Consider the following 22,999-nt stretch of genomic DNA (forward strand, 5'->3'; position numbering starts at 1 on the left):
TAATAGGACTTTATGTTAACTTCTATGAATACAATATACATCCATCTCATAAGAAAAACCGCTAGGAAAACATCTTGACGGTCCTTTTGTGTATAAATCCCATGAGGAGTGATAGATATGATCCGGCACTCGTAACCATGTATAGATCGGTATGTTTTCGTTTTCCAAGCAGGTCAAACATATATAATTCACTGTCTGTTTAGACTTGCGTAATGGCTAAATTCCTTATTGATTATTTTATCGTGAGCTGGCGCTACTTGTGGACCTACCGAGTTGATGCACGTTACCAGAATATGCTTCCCGTCTAGAGATCCGACGGCTCTCGATTCATATCCGAAAGTACCTCCGGCATGCCCCCAGTAAGATTGCCCGTCCGCTGTTTTAAATTCATAAATCCCTAGTCCGACTTTACCAAAAGGTCCATCTACTGTTGTGTGCATCTGGTCCATCATCTCTTGAGTCAGAAGCTTCCCGCCCAACAACGCACTGAAGAAGGTAGTCAAATCATTAACTGTTGAGACTATATCTCCCGCCGCATTTGCCCATGATTGATTCATTTCTGTTAAATCATACAAATGACCCGATCTATCCATATTATATCCTGTGGCATGCTTACCCGGAATTTCGTGACTATTTCCCATCACAAATGTCCCTTTCATTCCAAGCGGTATGATAAACCGTTTCCTGATCTGCTCCGCATACGTTTCTCCTGTTACCTTTTGAATAATTTGACCGGCTAGTACAGTATTCATATTGGAATAATTCCAGCCCTTCCCTGGTGCAAATACAGGTGGCTTTGAAAGTCCAAGGTCGATAAGCTCATCGACGGAATAGTAACGGTATGGATTTTGAGGCAAAGTAATATCTCGGAAATCCAAATCTGTATAGCTAGCAAGCCCGCTTGTATGATTCAATAACTGACGGATCGTAATTTTGTTGCCATCATACCCTTCACCTTTTATGACACCTGGCAGCCATTTTTCAACCGAATCATCCAGATTCAATTTTTTCTCGTCAGCCAACTGTAATACAACGGACGCTGTGAAAGTCTTTGAAATACTTCCAATACGGAATGAAAAATTGGACTCCACCGGGTGTGGTACTTCATAACTGGCTGTACCTGTAGCGTAAGACCAGCGTTTCCCGTTCTGTAACCCGCCAGCTATGACACTTGGGACTCCTTTGATGGTTACCACCTCATCAATGACGCGTTTGACTTCATCCCGATGCTTGCTTTTCTTTTCCTTCTCTGTCTCCACTTGTACCGCGCCTTTAGTCTGTACCGGGTTTACAGACCCATAAGCAGAAAATACCAGTGTACTCGCCGATATAGCTGTTAATGCAAGTACAGCTCCTTTTTGAATCTTGAGTAATTTCATAACGTATCGCTCCTATTATTTTGGAATGTTGTGTTGCTTTACATCCTCACCTTACCCCCAAAATTGTTAAATCGGATAGTGATGAAACCGCCAAACTTTTGTTGACACTCGGAATTGGACTTGTCACATATACCATATGACAAACTGTCAAATATCTCATGTGACGTGCTTGTTACAGTAAATTCTAACTGTTTACCCTCTCTTTCGCTTGACGGATCAGAAGTTTATGGTGCATGATAGGTTTGATTTATTCAGAATTTATTTTAAAAAATACAAGTAGGTGTGCATAATCCGTGTTCTCTATAATAAAAAAATGGTTCTGGTATGATTGGATATTTGTGGCCATACGAACGCTTTGGATGGTCATTATCATAAGCGCTAGTTTTATCAAACCGTCATTAATCGATGCGTCTTTTTGGGTCTTATTTTCTTTTGCTTTCGTCGTTTATCTCGTTCCATTAATCGCCTGGTGTAGAAATGCAGATTGGTATCTTGCAGTCGACGTCATGGCAGCGGGGGTTTTTCATCTTTATTTAGCCTATACAGCACCGGAGTTACTTTGGTCTTTCGTTTTACTTGTGATGAATATCGGCTTGGCCAGCAATCGAAGAACCTATGTATGGACAGGTATCCTCTGTGGAATCATATTGCCGGCATTGAACGGTTGGATCGCTGGTCGTCTCCCGTATGAATTTATCGTTAGCAACGGTTTTGGATTCGCCATCGGCTTCACGTTTAATATATTAATTCAGTCCCATAAGCAAGCCCTAATTATTCATGAGCAAAAGCTATTGTTGGAGCAGCATATTGAGCGGATTGAGGAACTTACGCTGATGGAGGAGCGCAGCCGGCTGTCACATGAGCTGCATGACACGATTGGCCATACGCTTACCTCACTCATCGTCGGCGTCGAATCGCTGCGATCGTCCGTACCGAATTCACAGATAGAGAGGATCGATTCGCTTGTCGGAATCGCCCAACACAGTCTGGTTGATATCCGAAAACATCTGCATCAGCTCTCTCATACTCCATTGAACCATTCGTTAAGTGAATCTCTACGGCAATTTACCGAAGATTTTATGAAGTCAACAGGTATAATGGTCAAATTCCGTGTGATCGGCAGCGAGACTCTCGTTATGCAAAAAATAAACTTTTGTCTATATCGTTGCCTTCAAGAGTCTCTGAACAACGCGGTTCGGCACGGTTCGGCGAGCTTGATATCCGTTCAGTTGTATTTCGAGAGTCAGCAGCTCAGGTTACAGATCGAAGATAACGGCATCGGAATGGAAGAAATCCAATTTGGATTTGAACTTAATGGGATGAAGGAACGACTTAAGCTATTTCACGGCACGGTGTCCGTGCATTCCGAGCCAGAACAAGGAACTTTCGTCATATGTAATATTCCGTTGCAGACAGAGCCTGCACATGATACAATCCGCCTGCTGCTCGGTAACGACCAGGTGATCATTACCGACAGTTTGAAGCAAATTTTGGATCAGCATACTGATTTTAACGTAGTTGGTACAGCCAGGGACGGTGGCGAAGCATTAGAACATTGTGAGCGGTCCCAACCGGATATCGTGCTAATGGATATTAGTATGCAGGGAATGAGCGGGATTGAAACTTTACTTGAGATGAAACAACGATGGCCTGATATGAAGGTTGTGTTCATGACAACGTTTGAGGATTCCTTGCAGGCAGCAACTGCATTGGAGCACGGGGCGGAGGGCTACATGCTGAAGTCGATTCATCCGCGAGAGATGAAGGAAGCCTTGAAACTAATTTATAACGGAGGAATCTGGATTGATCAATCGGTCGCTACGCGAATTTTCGAAGAGATGAAAAGTCAACGCGAGCAATTGGAGAAGATCGGTTCAAGTCAGGAAAACTTCCCGTACGGGCTTACGAAACGTGAAATGGAGATTCTGGAGCATCTGTCAGGTGGACTGCGTTATAAGTCGATCGCCGCCAAATTATTTTTATCGGAGGGAACGATCCGCAATTATTGCTCGACTCTCTACTCGAAGCTCAGCGTCAACAACCGCGAAGAAGCAATAACAAGGGCCCGAAAGGAAAATATTGTGTAGATGGTACTCAAGATATAATCATTTTTCCGTATTCGGGGCACGGCAACGATTACTATTTTTTGGGCCACTAATTATTTTAAGTAACAGAATTAGAGTTCCGTTAACTTTTGGAATGAATTTAACAAAATTTGTTTACAGAACACCTGTAAATATTGCTGGAAAATAAGTGGACGGAATACATTTAAAGAAAATCTTCTTGAAAACTTCAAATTTAATTACCTTAAAGTCATTGTTTTATCATACATTTCAAAGTTTTTTACAAGTGGTCCGAAAAAGAACGAATCGTTGTTATCCCCCATGCCCATCAACCCCCCAAAAAACAAATACTCTAAAACGAGAAAATTGGCATCTTTAGGTGAAAATGTACAATTTTTTTGTTTTTGGGGCGTTATAAAATTCTTAAGTTGATGGGCATGGGGTATTTGCATTTCTTAGGTTGATAGCGATGTGGTGCTACCCCATCGCTATCAACCTAAGCTCATAAAAGGTCAATTATAGTGGAGGCTGTTGCTTTTTTCTAAAGGCTATGCGTAGGGAATATAAAAAACCCCCTAGGAACCAACGAATTCCTGAGGGGGTAACTGCGTAATGTAATATATTTACAATTATATTGCGTTTGGGTTTAAAATGCGCATCTTTTTCATTTACATAATAACCACCATATTTAAGTTTATAATAGTTATGCTTTTTAGATAAAAGCAATTACTTGTTTTATAAACTCGTAACCAAAATAACCACTAAATCCGAATAGTACTATTGCGGCAGATATAGATACCCATTTAATAAAGATTGGATTTAGAAAACGTCTAGTAAAATGAACAAAACCCAATAAGACCATATCATGCATAAAGATACCTAATAAAATACCTACAGCTATTAATATAAATGTAGATGCACTTGCATTACCTAATGAAGAGACTAGAACCGGACCAAAGACCCCTATCCAAAATACAATATTAGCCGGTGATATAGCAATCTTAAAACCAGATAAGTAAGCTGTTAATAAAGATTTATTAGGATTTTCTCCCTCTATGTTAACTTCTGATTTTGCTTCTTTAATACTTTCTATTCCAATAAACATTAAAAAACCAAAACCTAGTAACCACATAACTGCTTCTACCCATGGTTTGGTTAATACACTAGAGAACCCTAGATAAATCAGGACAATTAAAGATAAATCTACAGTCATTCCTCCTATACCTACAAACCAACCATGTACGAAACCATTTCTCATTCCTTGTTTGGTCATTTGGACAGTCATAGCACCTGCAGGTATTGATAAAGATAAACCTAATATAATATACGTAAAAAGTGTTACAATCATAAAAATTCTCCTATTTTAGTCAAGTACTATTCTTTTCGCTTGGTTCAACAAATAAAACTAGAGCGTTGCGATTTTTCACATTACTTCTAGCAATCTCCAAAAACTCATAAAGTACCCCTTTGTTGAAGATCAATGCCTATAATCCCATAAGATCCCTTACATGTTTAGCGTTCTTTTTAGATGTTAGTTTTTCAAGTAATAAAAATGCAACATCAAAAGCTGTACCTGGATTAGAAGATGTAATAATATTTCCATCTTGAACAATTAAATCATTTTGTACTATTGCACCTAAATTCTTTAACTGCTCTTTTCGTTTACTCGTTGGATGACTGTATGTGGTGGCTTTTTTATCTGTAAGAATCCCACTTTTACCAAGCGCTAATGATGCAACACAAATACTGGCAATAGGCTTCTGCTTGACATAAAAATGTTGAATGACATTTAAGAATTCTCTACTGTATGCATCCCGATAAAAACCAGCTTCTTCAAACCCTCCTGGAATAGCTAGTGCATCAAACTCATCTAATTGAATATCATCAACTGTTTTTTCAGGTATGACAGTAAAATTCCAAGTACAGGTTAATTTATTCCGAAGACCAACTGTTACGACCTTGGTTGATCCATCTCCCTCCCATTTATTCCAACCTAGTACGTCTGTAAATACACTAGCTTCCACTGCTTCAAATCCGTCAGCTAATAATAATAAAATCTTTTTCATATCGTAAATCGCCTCCTGATATCCTTATTTTATACAAATATAGAAGGCTGATAAATAAGTTTAATAAGGATATTCGATCGTTCGACTTTATTATATAAAGAATTTAGTTTATTCTAGTTTATAAAAAAAGGTTGGATACTTTATGGATCAAATTGATAAAAAAATCGTGGGATTATTACAGTCAAATGCAAAAATTTCAATGAGGGATTTAGCAGAAGCCGTTCATTTATCTTCTCCGTCAGTAACTGAGCGAGTACGGAAGTTAGAGGAGCAACAAATTATTGAAGGCTACCATGCACATGTTTCTCTAAAAAAAATAAACCGTCCAATTTCTGCACTTATATTGTTTAAATCAAAGGATTGTAAATCATTAGCTAACTTTTGCTATAATCATCCAGATGTACTTGAGTGTTACAGAGTAGCAGGGGAAATTAGCTATATTGTCAAATTAGCAACATATTCTGTAGAAAGTTTAGAACAATTTATTGATGATACAATGCAATATGGTACGCCATCAACGAATATCGTGTTATCTTCTTATGAAAAAAAAATAATTGCTCCCTTTATTAGTGAAGAATAAAAATACTGGAATAATCAATTAACTATTGCTTACTCAATAATCCTCAATCCTTTAAAAATAACCCTGATTTTTCTAACTTGTATAAAAAAATCAAGGTCTCTAATCATTTTTATCGTTTTGGGGTAACCCATTTTTATTAGCTTGATGATGATGTGGTGATCCCTAAATAAAAAAGACCGTCTAATGACGGTCTCATGAAGTAAAGTCCCCCTTTAGTTGAACAAAAGCAGGTAAGTTTCTCATTATTTCTCACTTCTTAAAGTTTTTTTGTTTAACAAAGATAAAGTGGTCTTCAGGCTTCCAAACGTGCAGATGGTCAGCAATGTATCCACGTAGCCACAACACGCCGTTAATTCGTCTAAGATAAAAGCCTTTCGGAAAATCATCGTCTTTAGTTAATATCTCCGATGCTATTGTGATGGAGCCAGATGGAGCTTGATGTTGTTGTGAGGCATTCCCAAAATAACCTTCAGGCTGTACCAGATACTCCAGTCTTAGTTGAGGTCCCAGCTCAAGTGGACACAATTCCAAACCAAGTTCGCTCGCTCTTCTAAAGAGCTGAGCCGTAGTAGCTCCATCAGGAAAGCCAAGGTCTATAACGGTTAGTTCAACGGTCTCCAGGCTGTACTTTGTATTAGAAGTCGTAAATTTATCATCAGCTAACAGTCTTTCTCCATACTCATTCATCAAAATGGAGTATTGTTGCAATTTCTGAATAAGCTGCGATTTCGTAAGTCCGCCAACCTCTACTGTTCTGGTGATAATTGGACAATCAGGATATATTCGCATTTGTAGTCACTCCTAAAAAATTGGGTATAAGAATTTCAAATTATTACATTCTACAATTTTCCATAAATCCCCTTGTTGGAGTACAAACCCATCGCTATCAAACTAACAAAACTAAATTTTCTTAAAATAATATACTTGTCCCTTAATAGTTTGTAAGCCTGTTTGCATAACACCATCTTTATTAAAGTAGTATTTGTATCCATTTATAGATTGTAGGCCTTTAACCAGAGGGCCCTCTTTATCACGATAATACCAGTTTCCATCTTTTTGAAACCATTTAACCCAAGGATATTTCTCACTAACTTCTTTTATATTAAAATATTATATTTTTAAAAACAAATAACATCCAGGCTAACTAAAAAAGATAGATGTAAGTTAATATACTACTTTTACGTTTTTATATAATTCTAGTTTTTTATTAGTCCAAACATTTCATATTGTTACCACATACAATATGAAATGTTTGAATTGAATTGTATTATATTAATCAAAACTTAAAGTTAGGAGGGCTTAATATGGCAGAATGTACAGGTTTGGCTTGCTTTTTATTCTCTTCGTGGCCAACAGGAACGGTTGTTACAATTACCACTAAATCAGGACAAATTATTGGACCTGCTACTTTTTCATTGTTCTTTCCGACTATTTGTGCGGTTGTATTAGTTGAAGAAGATGTGATAACCCCCTCTTCTACCAATACCATATTCATAAGTTGTGAAGATATAGAAAGTGTTACTTTAACCACCCCTTAAGATGCTTCAAGTGGTTAAAGTTCAATCCATAGTTAAGACATTCTAATGAATGTCTTAACTATGGATAATCTAATCAAAATGTATTATTCCATTGTATCTATCATTTCAATAAGTTGCTTTAAACTGAATTTTTTCCCTTCTAAAGGTTACTTGTCTACACATCCCTCTACATACTTTCATATGATATAGTATATTGTTTAAAGGAGGGATAAATTTGTTCTTATGTAATTTATTTCGTTGTTCAGGTGGAGTCTGTAGTATTTTTAAAAATTTACAACCAGGCGAAGTCGTTACTGTGACTGGTAAATCTGGAAATATTATTGGACCTGCTATTTTTACAAATTTTAACCCTAATACTTGTATCGTCACATTAGAAGAGGAAAATTCAGTTACTCCTCCTACTACAAGTATTACTAAGATCAGTTGTAAAGAAATAGAAAGTGTTACATTTATCTGATAATATATTTTAAACCTAAAGCAGGGATTGAAATATGAAACTCTTATACATTACTTCTGGTTACTCAAAAATCTATCAATATCTAGATCAAAGCATACAGAGAACACTTATCGATCAAAATTTCGAATGGTTAGCAGTACAGCCGAGTGAATTAATAGAGCAATTGGATTTCATTACAACAACGTTTCATCCTGATATTGTTTTCACCTTATTAGGTAATCATCTACCACAAAAAGCAATTCAATATTTTAAAAAAAGGAACATTAAATTAGCTGTCTGGTTAACAGAGGACCCATTTTATATAGATACCTCTCTTCTTCTATTAAAGAACTTTGATTTTATATTTACTATTGATAGTGAAGCACTTAAATATTATTCAGGTTTAGGATATACCAATGTATACCACTTACCATTAGCAACTAATATAGATGTATTTAAGCCTGGTCTAAGAAATTCGAAATATAAAAGTGAAATATTGTTCATTGGATATCCTTATCCAACCCGAGTAAAATTGATGCAGTTTCTTTTGGAAAAAACCCCTTATCACTATACCGTTATTGGTCAACACTGGAGAAATAAGTTAATTAAAAAATGGAAAAATCACCGGAGAATTAAAATTATAGAAGAATGGATTCCACCTCAAGAAGTTGCACTCTATTATAATAACGCTAGTCTTATATTAAACCCTCATCGTAGTCATCTATTTTCACAGAATAAAAATAAAAATAAAGTAAAAAATAATACCATTAATAATCGTACGTTTGATATTGCAGCTTGCCAAGGCTTTCAAATTATTGAAGAAAAATCTGACCTTTCATCTTTCTTCAATAAAGATGAAATTATATCCTATAATAGCTTTGAGGACTGTTTAAATAAAGTATCTTTTCATTTGAATGATACGACTTCGAAAAGATTAATGGTCGAAAAAATTCATACAAAAGTTATTACACAGCATACTTTTCATGAGAGAATCCATTTTATTACGACTATTTTACAATCACAACTTTATTAGGTTATTAAATTAAAAATATCTTTTTTCTATAATCATTCTGAATAAATTAAAATGCCTTTTCATTAAATTGAAAAGGCATTTTAATTTATTCAACGAATTCCTAGTAGTATCTAATTGTACCCTATCAAATAAGATCCCACGAAACAGGCGTTCCTTTTTCAATGTCCTTATTCGCTTTCTTTCCGATAATTTTGGATAGGTGTTTTGGTAATAAGCCATTACCTGGTCTAATAGCTTTAATATTTTCTATCGTGAAAGCCTCTCCCGCTTTTATGTTTTCTACAACATATAATGACCTTCTAAATTTTAAAGAATCTTTTTCTAAATCAGTAGGGCCATAATATACTTTCCCCAAAGATTCCCATGCTTTTTCAGTTTCGCTTACTAATAATTTAAATTCAGCAGGTTCCATTGAAAAATCAGCGTCAACTCCTCCATCCGATCTCGAAAGCGTTAAATGTTTCTCTATTACTGTGGCTCCCAAGGCGACACTCGCTACAGATACTCCTACTCCAAGTGTATGATCAGACAAACCTACTTCACATTTAAATAACTCCTTCATATGAGGTATCGTAGCTATATTTGTAGATTTCGGAGATGCAGGATACGTACTTGTACATTTTAATAGAATTAATTCTTTACATCCCTCTTCTCTCGCAGCTCTTACTGTTTCATCTAATTCAGCAATAGAAGCCATACCTGTCGAAATGATTATTGGTTTTCCTGTCGTTGCTACTTTACGTATGAGGGGAATATCAGTATTTTCAAAAGATGCGATTTTATAACAAGAAACATTCAATGATTCTAGAAAATCTACAGCAGTTTCATCAAATGGAGTACTAAATGGTATCATTCCTAATTCTATACAGCGATCAAAAATGGGTTTATGCCACTCCCATGGTGTATATGCTTCTTTATATAAATGATAAAGTGTTTTACCTTTCCATAAGCTTTTCGTATCCTGAATTAAAAAATCACCATTTTCTATATTTAAAGTCATTGTATCTGGTGTATATGTTTGAATTTTAAATCCTTGTGCTCCAGCCTCTGCTGCTGCCTCTACGATTTGCAAGGCTCTATCTAATGATTGATTATGATTCCCTGACATTTCTGCAATAATAAATGGTGGCGAGCTATTGCCAATCTCTCTACCCCCGATATATAAATTACTCATATTTTTCACCTTCAATTTCTGTTTTTATAGCTTCTTTCCTTTCCATCCATTGTTCATAAAAAAGGGTCATTGTAATAACGTCGATAAATTCATTATCCCTGAAAATATGGTTCACATATCTTCCATCTTCCTGGAAGCCGAGTTTCTGATGAAAGTTTAAACTAATACGATTTGATTCTAATATTTCTGCACATACTTTTTGTATGCCATTTGTTTCAAAAATATAGTCTAATGCTACTATACCTAATACAGTTCCAGCACGCCTTACACTCTGTTTATCTCCTATATAAAATCCCCAATTACAAGTTCGATCTATTTTATTTATTTTTGTAAAATTAACAAATCCAATTGGCTTTTCTTTATATATTAGTAATCTTGCAATCATTGTTTCATCATATTTTAGTTTTTCAAACCATTTATAGTGTTCGTCTATTGTTATTTTATGATCTTCGTACATAACAGAACGAATTTCTTCTGTATTCCTCCACTTTAAAATAAGATTTAAATCTTTCTTTTCTATACATTTCAAATGGAATTTTTCAATGTTTAACATACTATCCTCCTAAAATAATTTTTGTTATTTCATCCGAATTACTGGCACACTTTATGGCAAGAGCTTTATTAGACATTTCTCTCACTTTATCTGAATCTGTTAAAAGTTTGTTTAGACATTTCGTAATGGTTTCATCTGAAACACTTTCAGCTGTACCGATATTCCATGTAGCTCCGGCCTCCGCCACAGCTTTGGTTACTTCTATTTGATTTTGTGCAGTTGTAATTGTTATAGAAGGTAATCCAAGAAAACAGCGCTCCCATGTTGTTGTGCCCCCAGCTCCTATCCCTAAATCCGCTCGTATCATAAACTCTTCAATATTCTCTATTTGACAATAAAATGAAGCGTTTGAAATGCTCTTGCAATAATTTTGAATATCTTTCTTATGAGGATTTTGGCTTCCTACCACTACATCTATTTTTAAAGTATCACTATTAATATTTTGTATAGCTCTTAACGTTTTTAATGTCTCATTCGTTACATCGTGCCCACCAAAAAATATAAAAATATGTTCAACCGCACCCGTTCTTTTTCGTAAAAATTTCTTAGCAGAATGGAACTCTGGCCGTAATATGGCATATTTAGGTCCTAATTTTATTAAAGAGTGCTCTGGTATTAATTCTTTATAGCGTTCATTAAGACTCTCGTGTAGATTTTGATCTAATAACAATTCACAATCATGTACTCGATCTGCAAGATCATCGATTACCATAATCTTTTTTACAGTTTTTTTTAAAACAGTCTCCCACTTTTTATCTAACCCATAATGATCAACTATTAACCAATCAAATTGGGGGAGTTGAGACAAAATGTCATTGGTTTGTTGTGCATCAACAAACCAATGACATTTTAGCCAATTCAAATAACTCCCATATACTGTACTTGAGAATTCAGTATTTTCATCATTTGTATCTAATAAAAATACGTGGAATCCTTTACTTAAAATATATCGCTGAAGATCACCTTGTAGCTTACGACAAATGAAATAAATTTGAGCACCTTTATTCTGTAACTCCTGAGCCAATGTTAAACAACGCATAATATGACCCGTCCCTATTTCAATAGATGCATCAGCACGAAAGACAATTTTTTTCTCAAGCAAGTTACTCCCTCCTCACTAAAAGCACTACAATTTATTAATTTATAATTTCGTTTCTCTATTTAACTCATCCACTAATGATTGTTGATTTGCCCATTTCAATTTCACATGACTATTGATTTGAATAAGTTCAGGATTTCGAAGGATATAATCTTTTATTTGATGAAAAAATAAAGGTTTAGATTTTACATTCAGACTTTTATAAAGTTCATTGAACATATCTAAATCTGGTTGTTCATCTAATGTTAACCTCCAAGTAGGGTAACAAAATGGCGGAGGGAGTTTTACTATATTGACCCGGAATAAATGTGGATTATTAATAAAATAAAACGGAAGGTATTCTGCATAGGTTAAAGTTTTTGGGGTTTGTAGCAATCGTTCGATTGCCTCTAAAGTAAAAATATCGCCTGCTGTTCCGACAGGTAACGTACTTAACTCTGCCTGTGTATAGTCTGCACCGCTTTTCAAATGTTGATCTAGTAAAAAAGTATTAATTTCTGGTGATACAACTGGGCAATCTCCGGTAATCCGTATTACAATATTTGCATTTTCTTGTTTTGCAGCTTGGAGTATGCGATCTGCGGTATTTCCTGGATCACCTCTGAAAATTTTAACCTTCCCACCTAGATCAAATTTTTCTAAAGGATCATCTTGTGCTACATCTGAAGTAGCAAGTATGACCTGGTGTTTCCCTGGAATAGCTAATGTATTTATAAGACATCGTTCAATGGAAGGAACTCCATGTATTGGCAATATTGCCTTTAAAGGTAACCTAGTAGATTTTAACCTACAAAGTACAATAATTACTACTTTAGGAGGTTCAATAACCTCTTTCGTTAATGGAGTTCCTGCTTGCAAATTATATAAAGCTACTTGAGGTAATAATTCCTCAAACTGAAGCTGGTTCAGTGCATTTTCAACGATACCTAGTTCCATATCAACTTTATTAGCTGTAATGATTTCTCCTTTTTTTATATCAACTTTTGTTACTGCTCTTAACAACTTTTTGTTTCGCAATTCTAATAACACCCCTTTCATTTAATGTTTAGCAACTCTATAAAACGAAAGAACTTTTCTTACTGCTTTTATTACATCCCCTACATCACCTTTTGTCATTTTAGGAAATAGAGGAAGTGTAATAATTTCCTCATATAAATTTTCGGCTTGTGGACAAAGGCCTTTTCTATAACCCAAATTTTGATAAAACGGTTGTAAATGTACGGGTATATAGTGCACATTCACACCAATATTTTCTTTTTGTAATGCCTCATAAATTTCTTTTCGATTACCCTTTAATAATTTAGTATTTAACCGAATGATATAAAGGTGCCAACTTGAGTGGGTTTGGGGCAATTGCTTTGGTATGATGATTTCAGGTAAACTATTAAATTCTTTATTATAAATGTCTACATATTTCTTTCTAATCTTAATAAAAGAATCTAATTTACTTAACTGTGATAAGCCAAGAGCAGCCTGTATATCAGTCATCCTGTAGTTGTAACCCAAAAATTGCATTTCATAATACCAAGGCCCATGATTATCAAGAAGTTTTTGAGGATTCCTTTCAATTCCATGTGTACGAAATTGAACAAGCTTTTCATAAAGCAAAGTATTATTTGTAGTAATTACTCCACCCTCTCCTGTTGTAATATGTTTCACAGGATGAAAGCTAAACATTGTCATATCACCAATTGAACCAATCTTTTGGTTTTTATAAGTGGCTCCTAATGCATGTGCTGCATCTTCAATGATAATCAAGTTATTCTCATTTGCTATTTTTTTTATTTTATCTAATTCTACAGGCTGCCCAGTAAAGTGTACGGGAATAATAGCCTTTGTTTTGTTTGTAATCTTTTCCTCTATAGACTTAGTACTGATATTGTATGTTTCATAGTCTATATCAGCGAAAACTGGCTTTCCACCCTGGTATAAAATACAATTTGCACTTGCTACAAATGTCATTGAGGTTGTAATTACTTCGTCTCCCTCTGTGATTCCAGCTGCATAGCAGGCAGCATGCAAAGCAGCTGTACCACTTGAAAAAGAAACAGCGTAATTTGCCCCAACGTATTTTGCTATAGCCTCCTCAAACTGTTGAATCGTTGGTCCTGTCGTTAAAAAGTCTCCTTTTAATATATCTATAACTGCCTGAATATCATGGTCATCAATTTGTTGTTGACCATAAGGCAAATATGTTCCTCTAACAGGATTTCCCCCATGTATACCGAGAATTTCCCTGGCCATTATTCTTTCTCCTTAGGGTTAATTTTTAAAGATTTAATCCACTCTTCTGTTTTAATAACTCCATCTTCTAAAGAAACTTTCGGTTCCCAATTTAATATTGTTTTTGCTTTTTCATAGTTACATAATAATTTTTGAATTTCACTTTGTGGATGGATATGAGTTACATGTTGAATACTTACTTTATTTCCCGAAATCAATTCTGCTAATTTATTAATTGATATATCTTGTCCTGTTCCTGCGTTGATAATATGACCATTTGCTTTAGAAGAATAGCCTGCTTTCACAACGAAATCTGCACAATCTTCAACGTATAAAAGGTCTCTCGTTTGTTTCCCATCTCCATAAATATTTACTGGTATTTTATCTAATTTATTATTTATAAAAATGGCAACAACCCCACCTTCACCTCCAGTTTTCTGGAATGGTCCGTACGTATTAAATGGACGAATTACCACAACTGGAAGCTTATAAGCATAATAGTAAGATAGAACCATATTTTCAGCAGCTATTTTTGATCCAGCATATGGAGAAGCTGGTTTAATGGGGTCTAATTCTGATATTCCTTGTGCATTAGTAGCTTTATCATATACCATACAAGTACTCATAAAGACCATTTTGACATTATGCTTATGACATTGTTCTAACAAATTAAAAGTACCTATTGTATCATTTTCAAAAGTCGTTCTAGCATCATCTATACTATCTTGAACATTAATACTTGCTGCTAAATGATAACAAAGGTCAAATGAATGATTTTTAAATAATTGGTCAAGCAATTTTTTATCTTTAATATCTCCTTGTATACATTGCTTCAAGTTTAAATCATAAACGAACTCGATAATATTTGCTGTAGTTGAATTCGCTAAATTGTCTAATATCCATACTTCATGCTTATCTTGCAATAATCGCTTTACAACCCACCTACCAATAAATCCTGCACCACCAGTTACTAATATTTTCATAATTTCTCCCCTCCTGCTAGTAGTTGCTGGTTTATAATCAAATTTCTAAGTTCTTCTTTTGAAATCGCATCTTGATGATCTGAGCGATAAAATCCTGGCTTCGCTCTATTGGCATTTTCATATTGAGCACCCTTTTTTAGTGGACTTGGTATGATAAACATATCCGGTAATTCAAAAGCCTGTAAAGATTCATCATGTGTCATAAGTTCTTCATACATTTTTTCACCAGGTTTTAATCCAATTTCTTCAATCTTAATACTATCCTTGGACAAACTATACAACTTTGTAACTTCTTCTATCATCACTTCACTTAAATCTTTTAATGAAATAACTGGCATTTTCAATATGAAAGTTTCACCGCCCTTTGCTATTTTCATTGCTTCAATGGTTAACATCGTTGCTTGTTTCAGTGTCATCATAAATCTGCTCATACTAAGATCAGTTACAGTTATTTTGTGATTTTCTTTAATTTGATTTTCAAATAAGGGAATAACAGAACCTCTCGATCCCATAACATTTCCGAAACGTACACTTGCAAATATTGTTTCACTAGATCCTTTTGAATATTCTGCTGATGTTATCAATCTTTCAGCTGTTAGTTTTGTTGCACCATAATTATTTGTTGGTGAAATTGCTTTATCAGAGCTTGTGAAAATCACCTTTTTTACTTTCTGGGCAATTGCTGCTTTTATTACATTTTGTGTTCCAAAAATGTTGGTCAATACCGCTTCAAACGGATTATATTCACAAAATGAAACATGCTTCATCGCCGCAACATGGAACACATAATCAATATTTTCCATTGCGCTATATAGGCGATCATAATTTCGAATATCCCCAATTAAATAGCGAATATTTTGATTTTTACCCCTAAACTCTTCTTGTAATAAAAATTGATTATATTCACTTCTACTAAAAATTCTTATAACTTTTGGCTTTCCCTCTAAAACATTAGAAAGAATGCTTTTTCCAATTGTTCCTGTTCCACCAATAATTAAAACGTTTTTATTTTTAAAAAACATAGATATGAATACCTCCTCTTTTTAAAATAATGTTTATCCTTGTGCGCTTTGAATTAAGCCTTGCAACTTTTTGGTGCTTACTTCTTGTGGATAATTTTCACTAATAAATTGTTGTCTTAATTCTTTTGCTAGACTTGACTGCAAAGAATCGTTTAGGACCTTTTCAATCGTGCCCACCATATCTTCAATAGAGTGATTTACAAGCCAATCTAATTTATCATAATACTTATAATCTCTATCCTCTAATAACGATTTATAAACAACTACAGGTATATCTAATAACATTGCCTCTAACCCAACTGTTGAATTAGAAATAACCACAAGATTCGCATGTAAAATAACATCATACATGTTCACTTCATTTGTTATATATTTAACATTAGGATATACGTTACTTAACCGAACATATTCTCCCACTAGGTTACGCCCTTTTTCCCAAGGATGAGGCTTTATAATAACTGTGATATTTTTGTCTTTAACTAATTCTTCTGTCAATTCGATATAAAATGAAGTTTTAAATGGCTGGGTTGCAATAAAAACTACTTTTGTAGAGGGGTCTATTTTTAATTGTTTAAAAAGATTCTTTTTATCCATATATACCCTATCGAAGATATCATCATATCTGGGATGCCCTATAACCTCAATTTGAGATTCACTGACCCCTTTTTGAAGGTACCAATCTCGTTCATATCTTCCATATACAACCTGTTTTGTAGCGAAAACTGGAAAGTATGCTTCTTCACCCATTATCGCACCATGCTGAAGACAATAACTCGGTATCCCTTCACTTTTAGATAGAAAAGTAAGAGCTCTGCTTGCTATATCCTCCGTTGTGCCAACAATCACACCAGAAATAACTTGTTCTTTAAATATGAAATATGCCATATTAAGTTTCTCAATCATAATAGGGAGGTCACTGAGTAATTTTTTTTGAAAAAACATGTTTGAAAATAGTGGATGTTTATTAAACTTTGAATAAATTTTTTTAGCCTTTTCGATGAAAACATGTGCAGTATTAGGGGCTTTATTTATATAATCTGGTGCACAAATTGTAGGAAGACCATAAAGTTCTGTCTTTTTTGATCTAGTTAATATCTTTGTATGATTTGGATTAAAGTGAGTAAAATTACTTACTGAAAAACGGAGATAATCTGAATTCAGGAGAATCACTCCATTTTGATTTATTCTTTTTATCTTTGATTGAAATGAAGACATTCTTTTTTCAAACTCTAACTGCAACTGTGTTTCCTCTATAGGTTCAATTGACAGTTGTTTATAAAAATCTTTTTCTTTCATTTTATTTTTTACATCTTCGTCCAAATATTGATAGAAATTACTCAGTAATGGTAAAGGAACATTATAATGCTTTAATTCAGAAAAAACATTTATATATTCTAGATTTAATAACCAGTAATTTTTCAAATAGATGTCACTCAATATTTCACCCTCTTTTTTTTCTTAAGTCTTCTCTTAATTCTTTACATGTTCTTTGTGATGGTAATAATTGTACAAATTCATTTTTTTCTTCCGCAAATAACTGCGCATGTATTGAATGTGAAGTAATATAATTGATATCTAAAATTTCATCTAAAGGATAAAAATCCCAATAATGATTTAATCTCCAAAAAAAGCGTGCATCTCCTATACGATAAAACTGAGGGTCTTCATCCCAGTAAGTACTCCACCTTTTTTCAAGAATCGGCAAAACAGATGCTCTATGCATTATAGAACAATGATCAATTGCGCATGGCGCATTATTAGTGACTTTTTTTGCAGGCCTTTCAACAGTTTTGATAGGTAAATCTGATTCATCTAGATGGATCGTTTTTGATGCAGAATATACAATTTGAACATCTTTATTCTCATCAAGATAACTAGACATCATTTTAAGTCGCTCTTTTTCGTATTGATTATCATCTGTAATATAAGTAATATACTCCCCTTTTGCATGTTTAAGTGCCTCGTTAATTAAAGCAGCATATCTGACTTTTTTTGTTCGTTCAGAAATATGGGCTACATTACTTTTATAAAAGTGTACATTTTTCTTGTTTATGAATGGTTGAATCACTTTCTGAGTCAGTTCGTTAGAATCATCATCCATAATAAAAAGTTCAAAATCTTGGAAAGTTTGGTTTAATACACTTAATATCGATTTTTCTACAAATGTGGGCTTATTATAACTCGTCATAATAACTGTAATTTTAGGCAAATATTACTCTCCTCCTTATCATTAAATAAAAAATAGTTACGTTATTATATAAAGAGAAAGGACGAACCGTTCCGATAATTTTAAAAAAGATTTATATATGTAATAAAATGATAAAGTAGCTATTTTATTTGCCCATGCATCTTTTTTATAATCCGCTATAGTCTATACCATATCTATGAACAAGTAATAAACTATTTAAGTACAAAAAAGAAAATATCAATAGTTAGAAACAACTAACTCCAAAGATTCAATTAATATTCACCTGAAAATATTAAGCTATCCAAAATTCTCACAAGAGGTGACAACTTTGAAACCCCTAATTTCAATTATCCTCACTAGCTATAATAAACCTTCTTTAATTAATCAAGTTATTGAAAGTGTTCAGATGCAAACTTTTAAAGAATGGGAACTTTTTATTATGGATGATAACTCTTATCCAGATACTATAAATATCATAAAAAAGTATTTAGATGACCCTCGAATTTATTATAAGAATAGTTTTATACAAGGTAATGAAAGATATAAAACCACAAGATATGCAACGCTCATTAATGAGGCGCTTCCATTAACATGCGGAGATTATATTTGCTATTTAACCGATGATACTATGTACGTTCCAAATAGATTAGCTGAAATGTTATCTTTCTTACAAAAAAGTCCTGAAATAGATGTGGTGTATTCTTCTCAGCACGTAAAATGTGTTGATTATAATCTACAACCTACTCATGAATATGTAAGAAAAGCCTCGGAAATTTTATATACAGCTGCAAATGTTGTGGATCACTGTTCAGTTATGCATACAAGAAGAATTTTATTAAAGGTTTATCAAAAATACAGTAATTATTGGGAGACCGATTCTCTATATTGGTTTAACGGAGATGCAATGTTTTGGAAACGTCTAAATACATTCCAACCTTTCTATCCTATTAACAAAGTGCTCGATATTACTTTCAAAACACCTTTTTCCTTCCAAAATCTATATGCCAACCTCCCATCTAAAGATTTAAATGGTATATTGCTTAGAAATTCACAAGGTGACGTATTTTTAGTTGATAATTATAAACGTAGGCCCATATCAAAAGAAATGCTTTCTTACTTCAAATATAATCAAAATCAAATTGTCCCAATACCTGAACCATTTATTTACAAATACACAGAAGGACCACCTATATCTCTTACAGAACCCATTCCAAATTTACGTGTTGTAAAAAATGAAAAAGGAGAATTATTTTATATAGAAAATAATCAAAAACGTCCATTTATTAACACTACAGCATTTCGCAAGTTTAAATTTTCAGCTCAAGAAATTATTAAAGTTTCGCAACGTAATTTAGATGAATTTTCAGATGGACCACCTATTTACCCGAAATTATCTAATTACACGATTCTACCTGAAGGGAAAGTATTTATCTATCATCACAATTATTTCATTATGACAGATCGCATGCTTCACCCAATAGATAAAGACATGTTACAAAAACTGTATCTATTAAAGAACTGTATACCGATTTCAAAAACTAGCTTATCCTACTTTAAAATTGGTCCTCCTATTTCATCATATCCATCTCACTTAGCTGAAGAGTACCAAGAAGACTGACAAACGAGATTGTGCCAAGAAGTACTATCCCCATGCCCATCAACTTAAGAAAAGTAAGCACCCCAAAACAAAAAAATGAGCTGTTTTCTCAAAATATCTACCTGTAGAGAAAGAAAGTTTTCATTTAGGGGGTACTTCAAAACCTTAGCTTGCTAGTAGGGGTCACCATCTATCAATATTAGTAATGCAGATAACATCATCCTATCGAATAATAAGAAATATATATAATGCCATACTTCATCATTATTGCATGCTTGTTTCTTTCATCTTTCACAACAAATTCTATATGATAATAGGTGCACTTCTTCTCTTCATGAAGTTTTGCTGTACCATTATGACTCTCTCAATTCTGTCAAAACAGTCACTTCTTTTTTTTATTTTTTCTTTCTCAAATAGTTCTGATTTTCCCATTGATTCTTTTAGGTTCTGGTGCAAAAATAAAGTAAAAGAGAATAAAGCATATATATTCCTAACGGAATCGTATCTTATGCTACAAGTCCAAACAATTGATGGACGAATTCTTTCTGATGTTGGATAGACTGGTTCCGTAAATTAATCTGTTCTTTTTTAATCATATGCATGGCTTCTACTCCAGAAAGAATGGATATAGCTGTGTCAAAAGATTTGAGCCCTAGCATAGAACGGATACGCTTCTTTATAAAGCGATGATCTTGTTCTACTATATTATTCAAGTACTTTTGTTGTCTAAGTTGCATACCATCAGGTATGCTTTTTTCTTTTTTCAACAGTTCAATTTCTATTGGATAAGCCGGATTCTTATCGACTGTTATCACACGTGGCTTTGATACATGAAAAGACCGCAAAGCTTTCTTGAAAAAGCGCTTTGCAGCCTTTCGGTCTCTTGTTTTGCTTAGACAAAAATCGATTGTGTTTCCTTTCGAATCAACAGCACGGTACAGGTACATCCATTGCCCTTTAACTTTTATATATGTTTCATCAACTCTCCAAGGGTCATTGGTTTGCTTAAGGTGACGACGAATTCGTTGGTCCAATTCCGGGCCATACTGATGAACCCAACGCATAATCGTGGTATGAGAAATAGATAAGCCCCGTTCCTTCATCATTTCCACCAAATCACGAAAACTGAGGTTATACCGTAGGTACCATCTTACCGTTAACAAAATTATATCAGGCTGATAATGCTTCCATTTGAACAAATTTTCCTTTTTCATACTGATCACACACCTTTTCTAGAGTAGTAATATCAGTATGTCCAAGTTTTATAGATTTTTTGCACCAGAACCAGTCAACCCGTTCCTAATCCAAGTGAAAATACTGGAATCCCTATAGGAAGTAGTGCTTTGAAAAACTCCCACTTGTAGTACCAAATAATCTCTAAAACATCCTTAAAACTTGTTGGACCCCACATTCCCCTCACCCCTTATCATCCCCTTAACAACAAACAAGACGGCAGCGCCTACGATAATTGCTATTGGTTTAATCACGACTTCACCAACAATCCTAATTCACGTAGGATTCCTGAGAACTAATAACCATACGCAAAACCTACAATACAAATTCCTGGAGTGTATCTATGTTCTAAATCTTCATTGTACGTTTTCTTATAATAAGCTAGTTAAGAATCAATGTTATGTTTGTCGTTAATAATTACTTCCTCGCTAGGAAATCCATCCATTTCAATCTGAACAGCTACATACTCTGCTTCTTCATTTACAACTTCATTAAAACACTTTTCTAATTCCTCTAATTTTACACCCACCATTAACCTTCTATTTAAATGTACATTTTGCTCAATAAAAAAGAGCACCCACGTCAGTAGATGCTAAAATATGTGAATGGACTTCTCGATGAGCATTGAATAGGATATAAGCGGTTAACTTGTCCTACACTATACTATATGATTTCTTTATCAAAATAGTTCATCAAAAAGGCACCTTATCCAGGTGCCCTTTCGTGAACATAGAGGTAACACTAAAACGCAGCAATAAACTTGATATCGTGGTGTGTCAGTGTGTCAATATCATTCTATGCTCGATATTCCCTAATATGCTTAATGGTTAATGTGTAATTTCTATATAACAAAGAAAAAAGCACCCTTTTTGGATGCTTTTTTTGTATTTAATCCTTCTTCTCTTTTACCACTAAAGAGAATATATTGTCCAAATTAACCATACGATCTCCAAATCTGAAGAATCTAGCTTCTCTTGCTTGTATAGAATTTTCTATAGCAGCAACTGTTACTGTCTTTTTATACTCAATTTCAAATTCGTGTTGTTTACCATCGACTGCTTCTATGCTTATTATAAATTTTTTCATTTACTTATTCCCCACCTCTCCCAATCTATCTATTCGACAGAAAAGAAGAATATCCTACAAAACAAAAAGCCATCACCGAAGTGACAGCTCCTGAAGGGGAAGAGAGAGAACAAATGGCAATAAGTATCTCTTCAAGCCTCTGCTATTCTAGATACTCTCAGTCTTCTCGTTTATACTCCGTAGAGTCGGCTACTTAATGTCATTTTCGCCAATGTCGAATTATAAAAGATTTATATCCAGACGCATATGTTTCTCCCTACGCCTTGTTTGAACCAACACATAAAACTGAGGGGAATGTTCAGCTGTATTGGCTCAAACAAAGAGCGGAAGCTCTCTGCTCGGTTAATCGTTTAAGAAGAACAGCCTGACTTATATCGGTGATTGTCGGTAGCAATTACTAATATAATTTAGACTTTCCTTCTTTTATGACATGCAGTTCATTCAATCAAACCATCATATCCAATTGGTGCCGATCTAGTTTTAACGAATTCCTTGAAAAAATTCTCCTTCCTCAAGCGCGTGAAGGGCGTAGCCCAGCGGTAGGTGGGAGATGAATTTCGGTTTGGCGTAGCCAAACGGCTTTGCTTTTTATTTTGCCTCTGATATAATCAGTCTTATAAAGTACAAAGGTTGGTATATCAATGAAATTATACAGCAATAATCATTCAGTGTTCTTGTTGTATTATCATCTTGTGTTGGTCGTAAAATACAGAAGAAATGTGTTTGATGATGATATGTCAGATTAT

General features: G+C 34.2%; 23 protein-coding genes and 2 pseudogenes. 7 read left to right on the forward strand and 18 right to left on the reverse strand.

Annotation, left to right across the window (positions count from 1 at the left end; genetic code table 11):
• Window positions 1-188: 188 nt before the first annotated feature.
• Window positions 189-1,250 (reverse strand): annotated as a pseudogene (locus tag DET63_RS28125) (serine hydrolase domain-containing protein); the annotation flags it as partial.
• A gap of 422 nt (window positions 1,251-1,672) precedes the next feature.
• Here DET63_RS28125 and DET63_RS28130 point away from each other — a divergent pair.
• Entirely contained in the window at window positions 1,673-3,466 is a 1,794-nt protein-coding gene (locus tag DET63_RS28130) for a helix-turn-helix transcriptional regulator (RefSeq protein WP_002069631.1), read from the forward strand.
• 688 nt (window positions 3,467-4,154) lie between these two features.
• Here the strand turns inward: DET63_RS28130 and DET63_RS28140 are convergent.
• Window positions 4,155-4,790 (reverse strand): LysE family translocator, encoded by a 636-nt coding sequence (locus tag DET63_RS28140; RefSeq protein ID WP_113938466.1) that lies wholly within the window; start codon window positions 4,788-4,790, stop codon window positions 4,155-4,157.
• A 136-nt stretch (window positions 4,791-4,926) separates the two neighbouring features.
• Window positions 4,927-5,508 (reverse strand): DJ-1/PfpI family protein, encoded by a 582-nt coding sequence (locus DET63_RS28145; RefSeq protein ID WP_002069624.1) that lies wholly within the window; start codon window positions 5,506-5,508, stop codon window positions 4,927-4,929.
• A 142-nt stretch (window positions 5,509-5,650) separates the two neighbouring features.
• On the opposite strand from DET63_RS28145, the gene DET63_RS28150 reads away from it, so the two are divergent.
• Entirely contained in the window at window positions 5,651-6,088 is a 438-nt protein-coding gene (locus DET63_RS28150; RefSeq protein ID WP_113938467.1) for an Lrp/AsnC family transcriptional regulator, read from the forward strand.
• 249 nt (window positions 6,089-6,337) lie between these two features.
• Here DET63_RS28150 and DET63_RS28155 read toward each other — a convergent pair whose 3' ends face one another.
• Together DET63_RS28155 and DET63_RS28160 are read right to left on the reverse strand one after the other, a co-directional pair.
• The gene (locus DET63_RS28155) at window positions 6,338-6,877 is read right to left on the reverse strand and encodes a hypothetical protein (RefSeq protein WP_002069623.1); all 540 of its coding nucleotides are present in this window, start codon (window positions 6,875-6,877) and stop codon (window positions 6,338-6,340) included.
• Between the two features lie 111 nt (window positions 6,878-6,988).
• Window positions 6,989-7,189, reverse strand: coding sequence for a hypothetical protein (locus tag DET63_RS28160; protein ID WP_113938473.1), 201 nt, complete (start codon window positions 7,187-7,189; stop codon window positions 6,989-6,991).
• Window positions 7,190-7,392: 203 nt separating this feature from the next.
• Between DET63_RS28160 and DET63_RS28165 the strand changes: the two genes are divergently transcribed.
• The 3 genes from DET63_RS28165 (at window position 7,393) to DET63_RS28175 (ending at window position 9,095) form a co-directional block, all read left to right on the forward strand.
• Window positions 7,393-7,626: a hypothetical protein gene (locus tag DET63_RS28165; protein WP_002016601.1), complete on the forward strand. Its 234-nt coding sequence runs from the start codon at window positions 7,393-7,395 to the stop codon at window positions 7,624-7,626.
• 214 nt (window positions 7,627-7,840) lie between these two features.
• Complete coding sequence (locus DET63_RS28170; protein ID WP_033707502.1) at window positions 7,841-8,083, forward strand: hypothetical protein; 243 nt, start codon at window positions 7,841-7,843, stop codon at window positions 8,081-8,083.
• A gap of 34 nt (window positions 8,084-8,117) precedes the next feature.
• Window positions 8,118-9,095 (forward strand): CgeB family protein, encoded by a 978-nt coding sequence (locus DET63_RS28175; RefSeq protein WP_113938468.1) that lies wholly within the window; start codon window positions 8,118-8,120, stop codon window positions 9,093-9,095.
• Between the two features lie 124 nt (window positions 9,096-9,219).
• Here DET63_RS28175 and pseI read toward each other — a convergent pair whose 3' ends face one another.
• The 9 genes from pseI to DET63_RS28220 are packed head-to-tail and all read right to left on the reverse strand — an operon-like array spanning window position 9,220 to window position 18,358.
• A complete protein-coding gene (gene pseI / locus DET63_RS28180; RefSeq protein ID WP_002169371.1) occupies window positions 9,220-10,269 on the reverse strand; it encodes a pseudaminic acid synthase in 1,050 nt (349 codons plus the stop codon).
• Window positions 10,262-10,822: a UDP-4-amino-4,6-dideoxy-N-acetyl-beta-L-altrosamine N-acetyltransferase gene (gene pseH, locus DET63_RS28185; protein ID WP_002069616.1), complete on the reverse strand. Its 561-nt coding sequence runs from the start codon at window positions 10,820-10,822 to the stop codon at window positions 10,262-10,264. Before pseH ends, pseI begins: the two co-directional genes overlap by 8 nt.
• Window position 10,823: 1 nt before the next feature.
• Window positions 10,824-11,924: a UDP-2,4-diacetamido-2,4,6-trideoxy-beta-L-altropyranose hydrolase gene (pseG, locus tag DET63_RS28190; protein WP_002069615.1), complete on the reverse strand. Its 1,101-nt coding sequence runs from the start codon at window positions 11,922-11,924 to the stop codon at window positions 10,824-10,826.
• Window positions 11,925-11,963: 39 nt separating this feature from the next.
• Window positions 11,964-12,959: a cytidylyltransferase domain-containing protein gene (locus tag DET63_RS28195; protein ID WP_113938469.1), complete on the reverse strand. Its 996-nt coding sequence runs from the start codon at window positions 12,957-12,959 to the stop codon at window positions 11,964-11,966.
• Window positions 12,960-14,165 (reverse strand): UDP-4-amino-4,6-dideoxy-N-acetyl-beta-L-altrosamine transaminase, encoded by a 1,206-nt coding sequence (gene pseC / locus DET63_RS28200; RefSeq protein WP_002069610.1) that lies wholly within the window; start codon window positions 14,163-14,165, stop codon window positions 12,960-12,962.
• Window positions 14,165-15,127, reverse strand: coding sequence for a dTDP-glucose 4,6-dehydratase (locus DET63_RS28205; protein ID WP_002204252.1), 963 nt, complete (start codon window positions 15,125-15,127; stop codon window positions 14,165-14,167). The genes pseC and DET63_RS28205 overlap by 1 nt, the downstream gene beginning before the upstream one ends.
• Window positions 15,124-16,149: an SDR family NAD(P)-dependent oxidoreductase gene (locus DET63_RS28210; RefSeq protein ID WP_002191469.1), complete on the reverse strand. Its 1,026-nt coding sequence runs from the start codon at window positions 16,147-16,149 to the stop codon at window positions 15,124-15,126. The genes DET63_RS28205 and DET63_RS28210 overlap by 4 nt, the downstream gene beginning before the upstream one ends.
• A gap of 33 nt (window positions 16,150-16,182) precedes the next feature.
• Window positions 16,183-17,586 (reverse strand): CDP-glycerol glycerophosphotransferase family protein, encoded by a 1,404-nt coding sequence (locus DET63_RS28215; protein ID WP_113938470.1) that lies wholly within the window; start codon window positions 17,584-17,586, stop codon window positions 16,183-16,185.
• Between the two features lie 4 nt (window positions 17,587-17,590).
• Window positions 17,591-18,358 carry a glycosyltransferase family 2 protein gene (locus DET63_RS28220; protein ID WP_016093944.1) on the reverse strand — a complete coding sequence of 256 codons (768 nt, stop codon included), beginning with the start codon at window positions 18,356-18,358 and terminating at the stop codon, window positions 17,591-17,593.
• Window positions 18,359-18,665: 307 nt separating this feature from the next.
• Here DET63_RS28220 and DET63_RS28225 point away from each other — a divergent pair, with 307 nt between their 5' ends.
• Complete coding sequence (locus DET63_RS28225) at window positions 18,666-19,955, forward strand: glycosyltransferase family 2 protein (protein WP_098168522.1); 1,290 nt, start codon at window positions 18,666-18,668, stop codon at window positions 19,953-19,955.
• 485 nt (window positions 19,956-20,440) lie between these two features.
• On the opposite strand, the gene DET63_RS28230 is transcribed toward DET63_RS28225, so the two are convergent.
• From DET63_RS28230 to DET63_RS28240, 4 genes and pseudogenes are all read right to left on the reverse strand, one after another.
• Window positions 20,441-21,148, reverse strand: coding sequence for an IS6 family transposase (locus DET63_RS28230; RefSeq protein ID WP_113938471.1), 708 nt, complete (start codon window positions 21,146-21,148; stop codon window positions 20,441-20,443).
• A gap of 74 nt (window positions 21,149-21,222) precedes the next feature.
• Entirely contained in the window at window positions 21,223-21,345 is a 123-nt protein-coding gene (locus DET63_RS30870) for a hypothetical protein (protein WP_258550643.1), read from the reverse strand.
• 117 nt (window positions 21,346-21,462) lie between these two features.
• Window positions 21,463-21,696 (reverse strand): annotated as a pseudogene (locus DET63_RS28235) (hypothetical protein).
• Between the two features lie 359 nt (window positions 21,697-22,055).
• Window positions 22,056-22,253 carry a hypothetical protein gene (locus tag DET63_RS28240; protein ID WP_113938472.1) on the reverse strand — a complete coding sequence of 66 codons (198 nt, stop codon included), beginning with the start codon at window positions 22,251-22,253 and terminating at the stop codon, window positions 22,056-22,058.
• 641 nt (window positions 22,254-22,894) lie between these two features.
• Here DET63_RS28240 and DET63_RS28245 point away from each other — a divergent pair.
• Window positions 22,895-22,999, forward strand: a 105-nt coding sequence (locus DET63_RS28245) for a transposase (RefSeq protein WP_181777962.1), incomplete at its 3' end; no start/stop codon positions are given.

Source organism: Bacillus sp. DB-2, assembly GCF_003315125.1.
GTDB lineage: Bacteria > Bacillota > Bacilli > Bacillales > Bacillaceae_G > Bacillus_A > Bacillus_A mycoides.

Bases quoted from the DNA above. Each gene is read 5' to 3' on its own strand.
- DET63_RS28140 (WP_113938466.1), bottom strand. From the start codon at position 4,790: ATGATTGTAACACTTTTTACGTATATTATATTAGGTTTATCTTTATCA.
- DET63_RS28145 (WP_002069624.1), bottom strand. From the start codon at position 5,508: ATGAAAAAGATTTTATTATTATTAGCTGACGGATTTGAAGCAGTGGAA.
- DET63_RS28150 (WP_113938467.1), top strand. From the start codon at position 5,651: ATGGATCAAATTGATAAAAAAATCGTGGGATTATTACAGTCAAATGCA.
- DET63_RS28155 (WP_002069623.1), bottom strand. From the start codon at position 6,877: ATGCGAATATATCCTGATTGTCCAATTATCACCAGAACAGTAGAGGTT.
- DET63_RS28165 (WP_002016601.1), top strand. From the start codon at position 7,393: ATGGCAGAATGTACAGGTTTGGCTTGCTTTTTATTCTCTTCGTGGCCA.
- DET63_RS28175 (WP_113938468.1), top strand. From the start codon at position 8,118: ATGAAACTCTTATACATTACTTCTGGTTACTCAAAAATCTATCAATAT.
- pseI (WP_002169371.1), bottom strand. From the start codon at position 10,269: ATGAGTAATTTATATATCGGGGGTAGAGAGATTGGCAATAGCTCGCCA.
- pseH (WP_002069616.1), bottom strand. From the start codon at position 10,822: ATGTTAAACATTGAAAAATTCCATTTGAAATGTATAGAAAAGAAAGAT.
- DET63_RS28195 (WP_113938469.1), bottom strand. From the start codon at position 12,959: ATGAAAGGGGTGTTATTAGAATTGCGAAACAAAAAGTTGTTAAGAGCA.
- pseC (WP_002069610.1), bottom strand. From the start codon at position 14,165: ATGGCCAGGGAAATTCTCGGTATACATGGGGGAAATCCTGTTAGAGGA.
- DET63_RS28205 (WP_002204252.1), bottom strand. From the start codon at position 15,127: ATGAAAATATTAGTAACTGGTGGTGCAGGATTTATTGGTAGGTGGGTT.
- DET63_RS28210 (WP_002191469.1), bottom strand. From the start codon at position 16,149: ATGTTTTTTAAAAATAAAAACGTTTTAATTATTGGTGGAACAGGAACA.
- DET63_RS28230 (WP_113938471.1), bottom strand. From the start codon at position 21,148: ATGAAAAAGGAAAATTTGTTCAAATGGAAGCATTATCAGCCTGATATA.
- DET63_RS30870 (WP_258550643.1), bottom strand. From the start codon at position 21,345: ATGTGGGGTCCAACAAGTTTTAAGGATGTTTTAGAGATTATTTGGTAC.
- DET63_RS28240 (WP_113938472.1), bottom strand. From the start codon at position 22,253: ATGAAAAAATTTATAATAAGCATAGAAGCAGTCGATGGTAAACAACAC.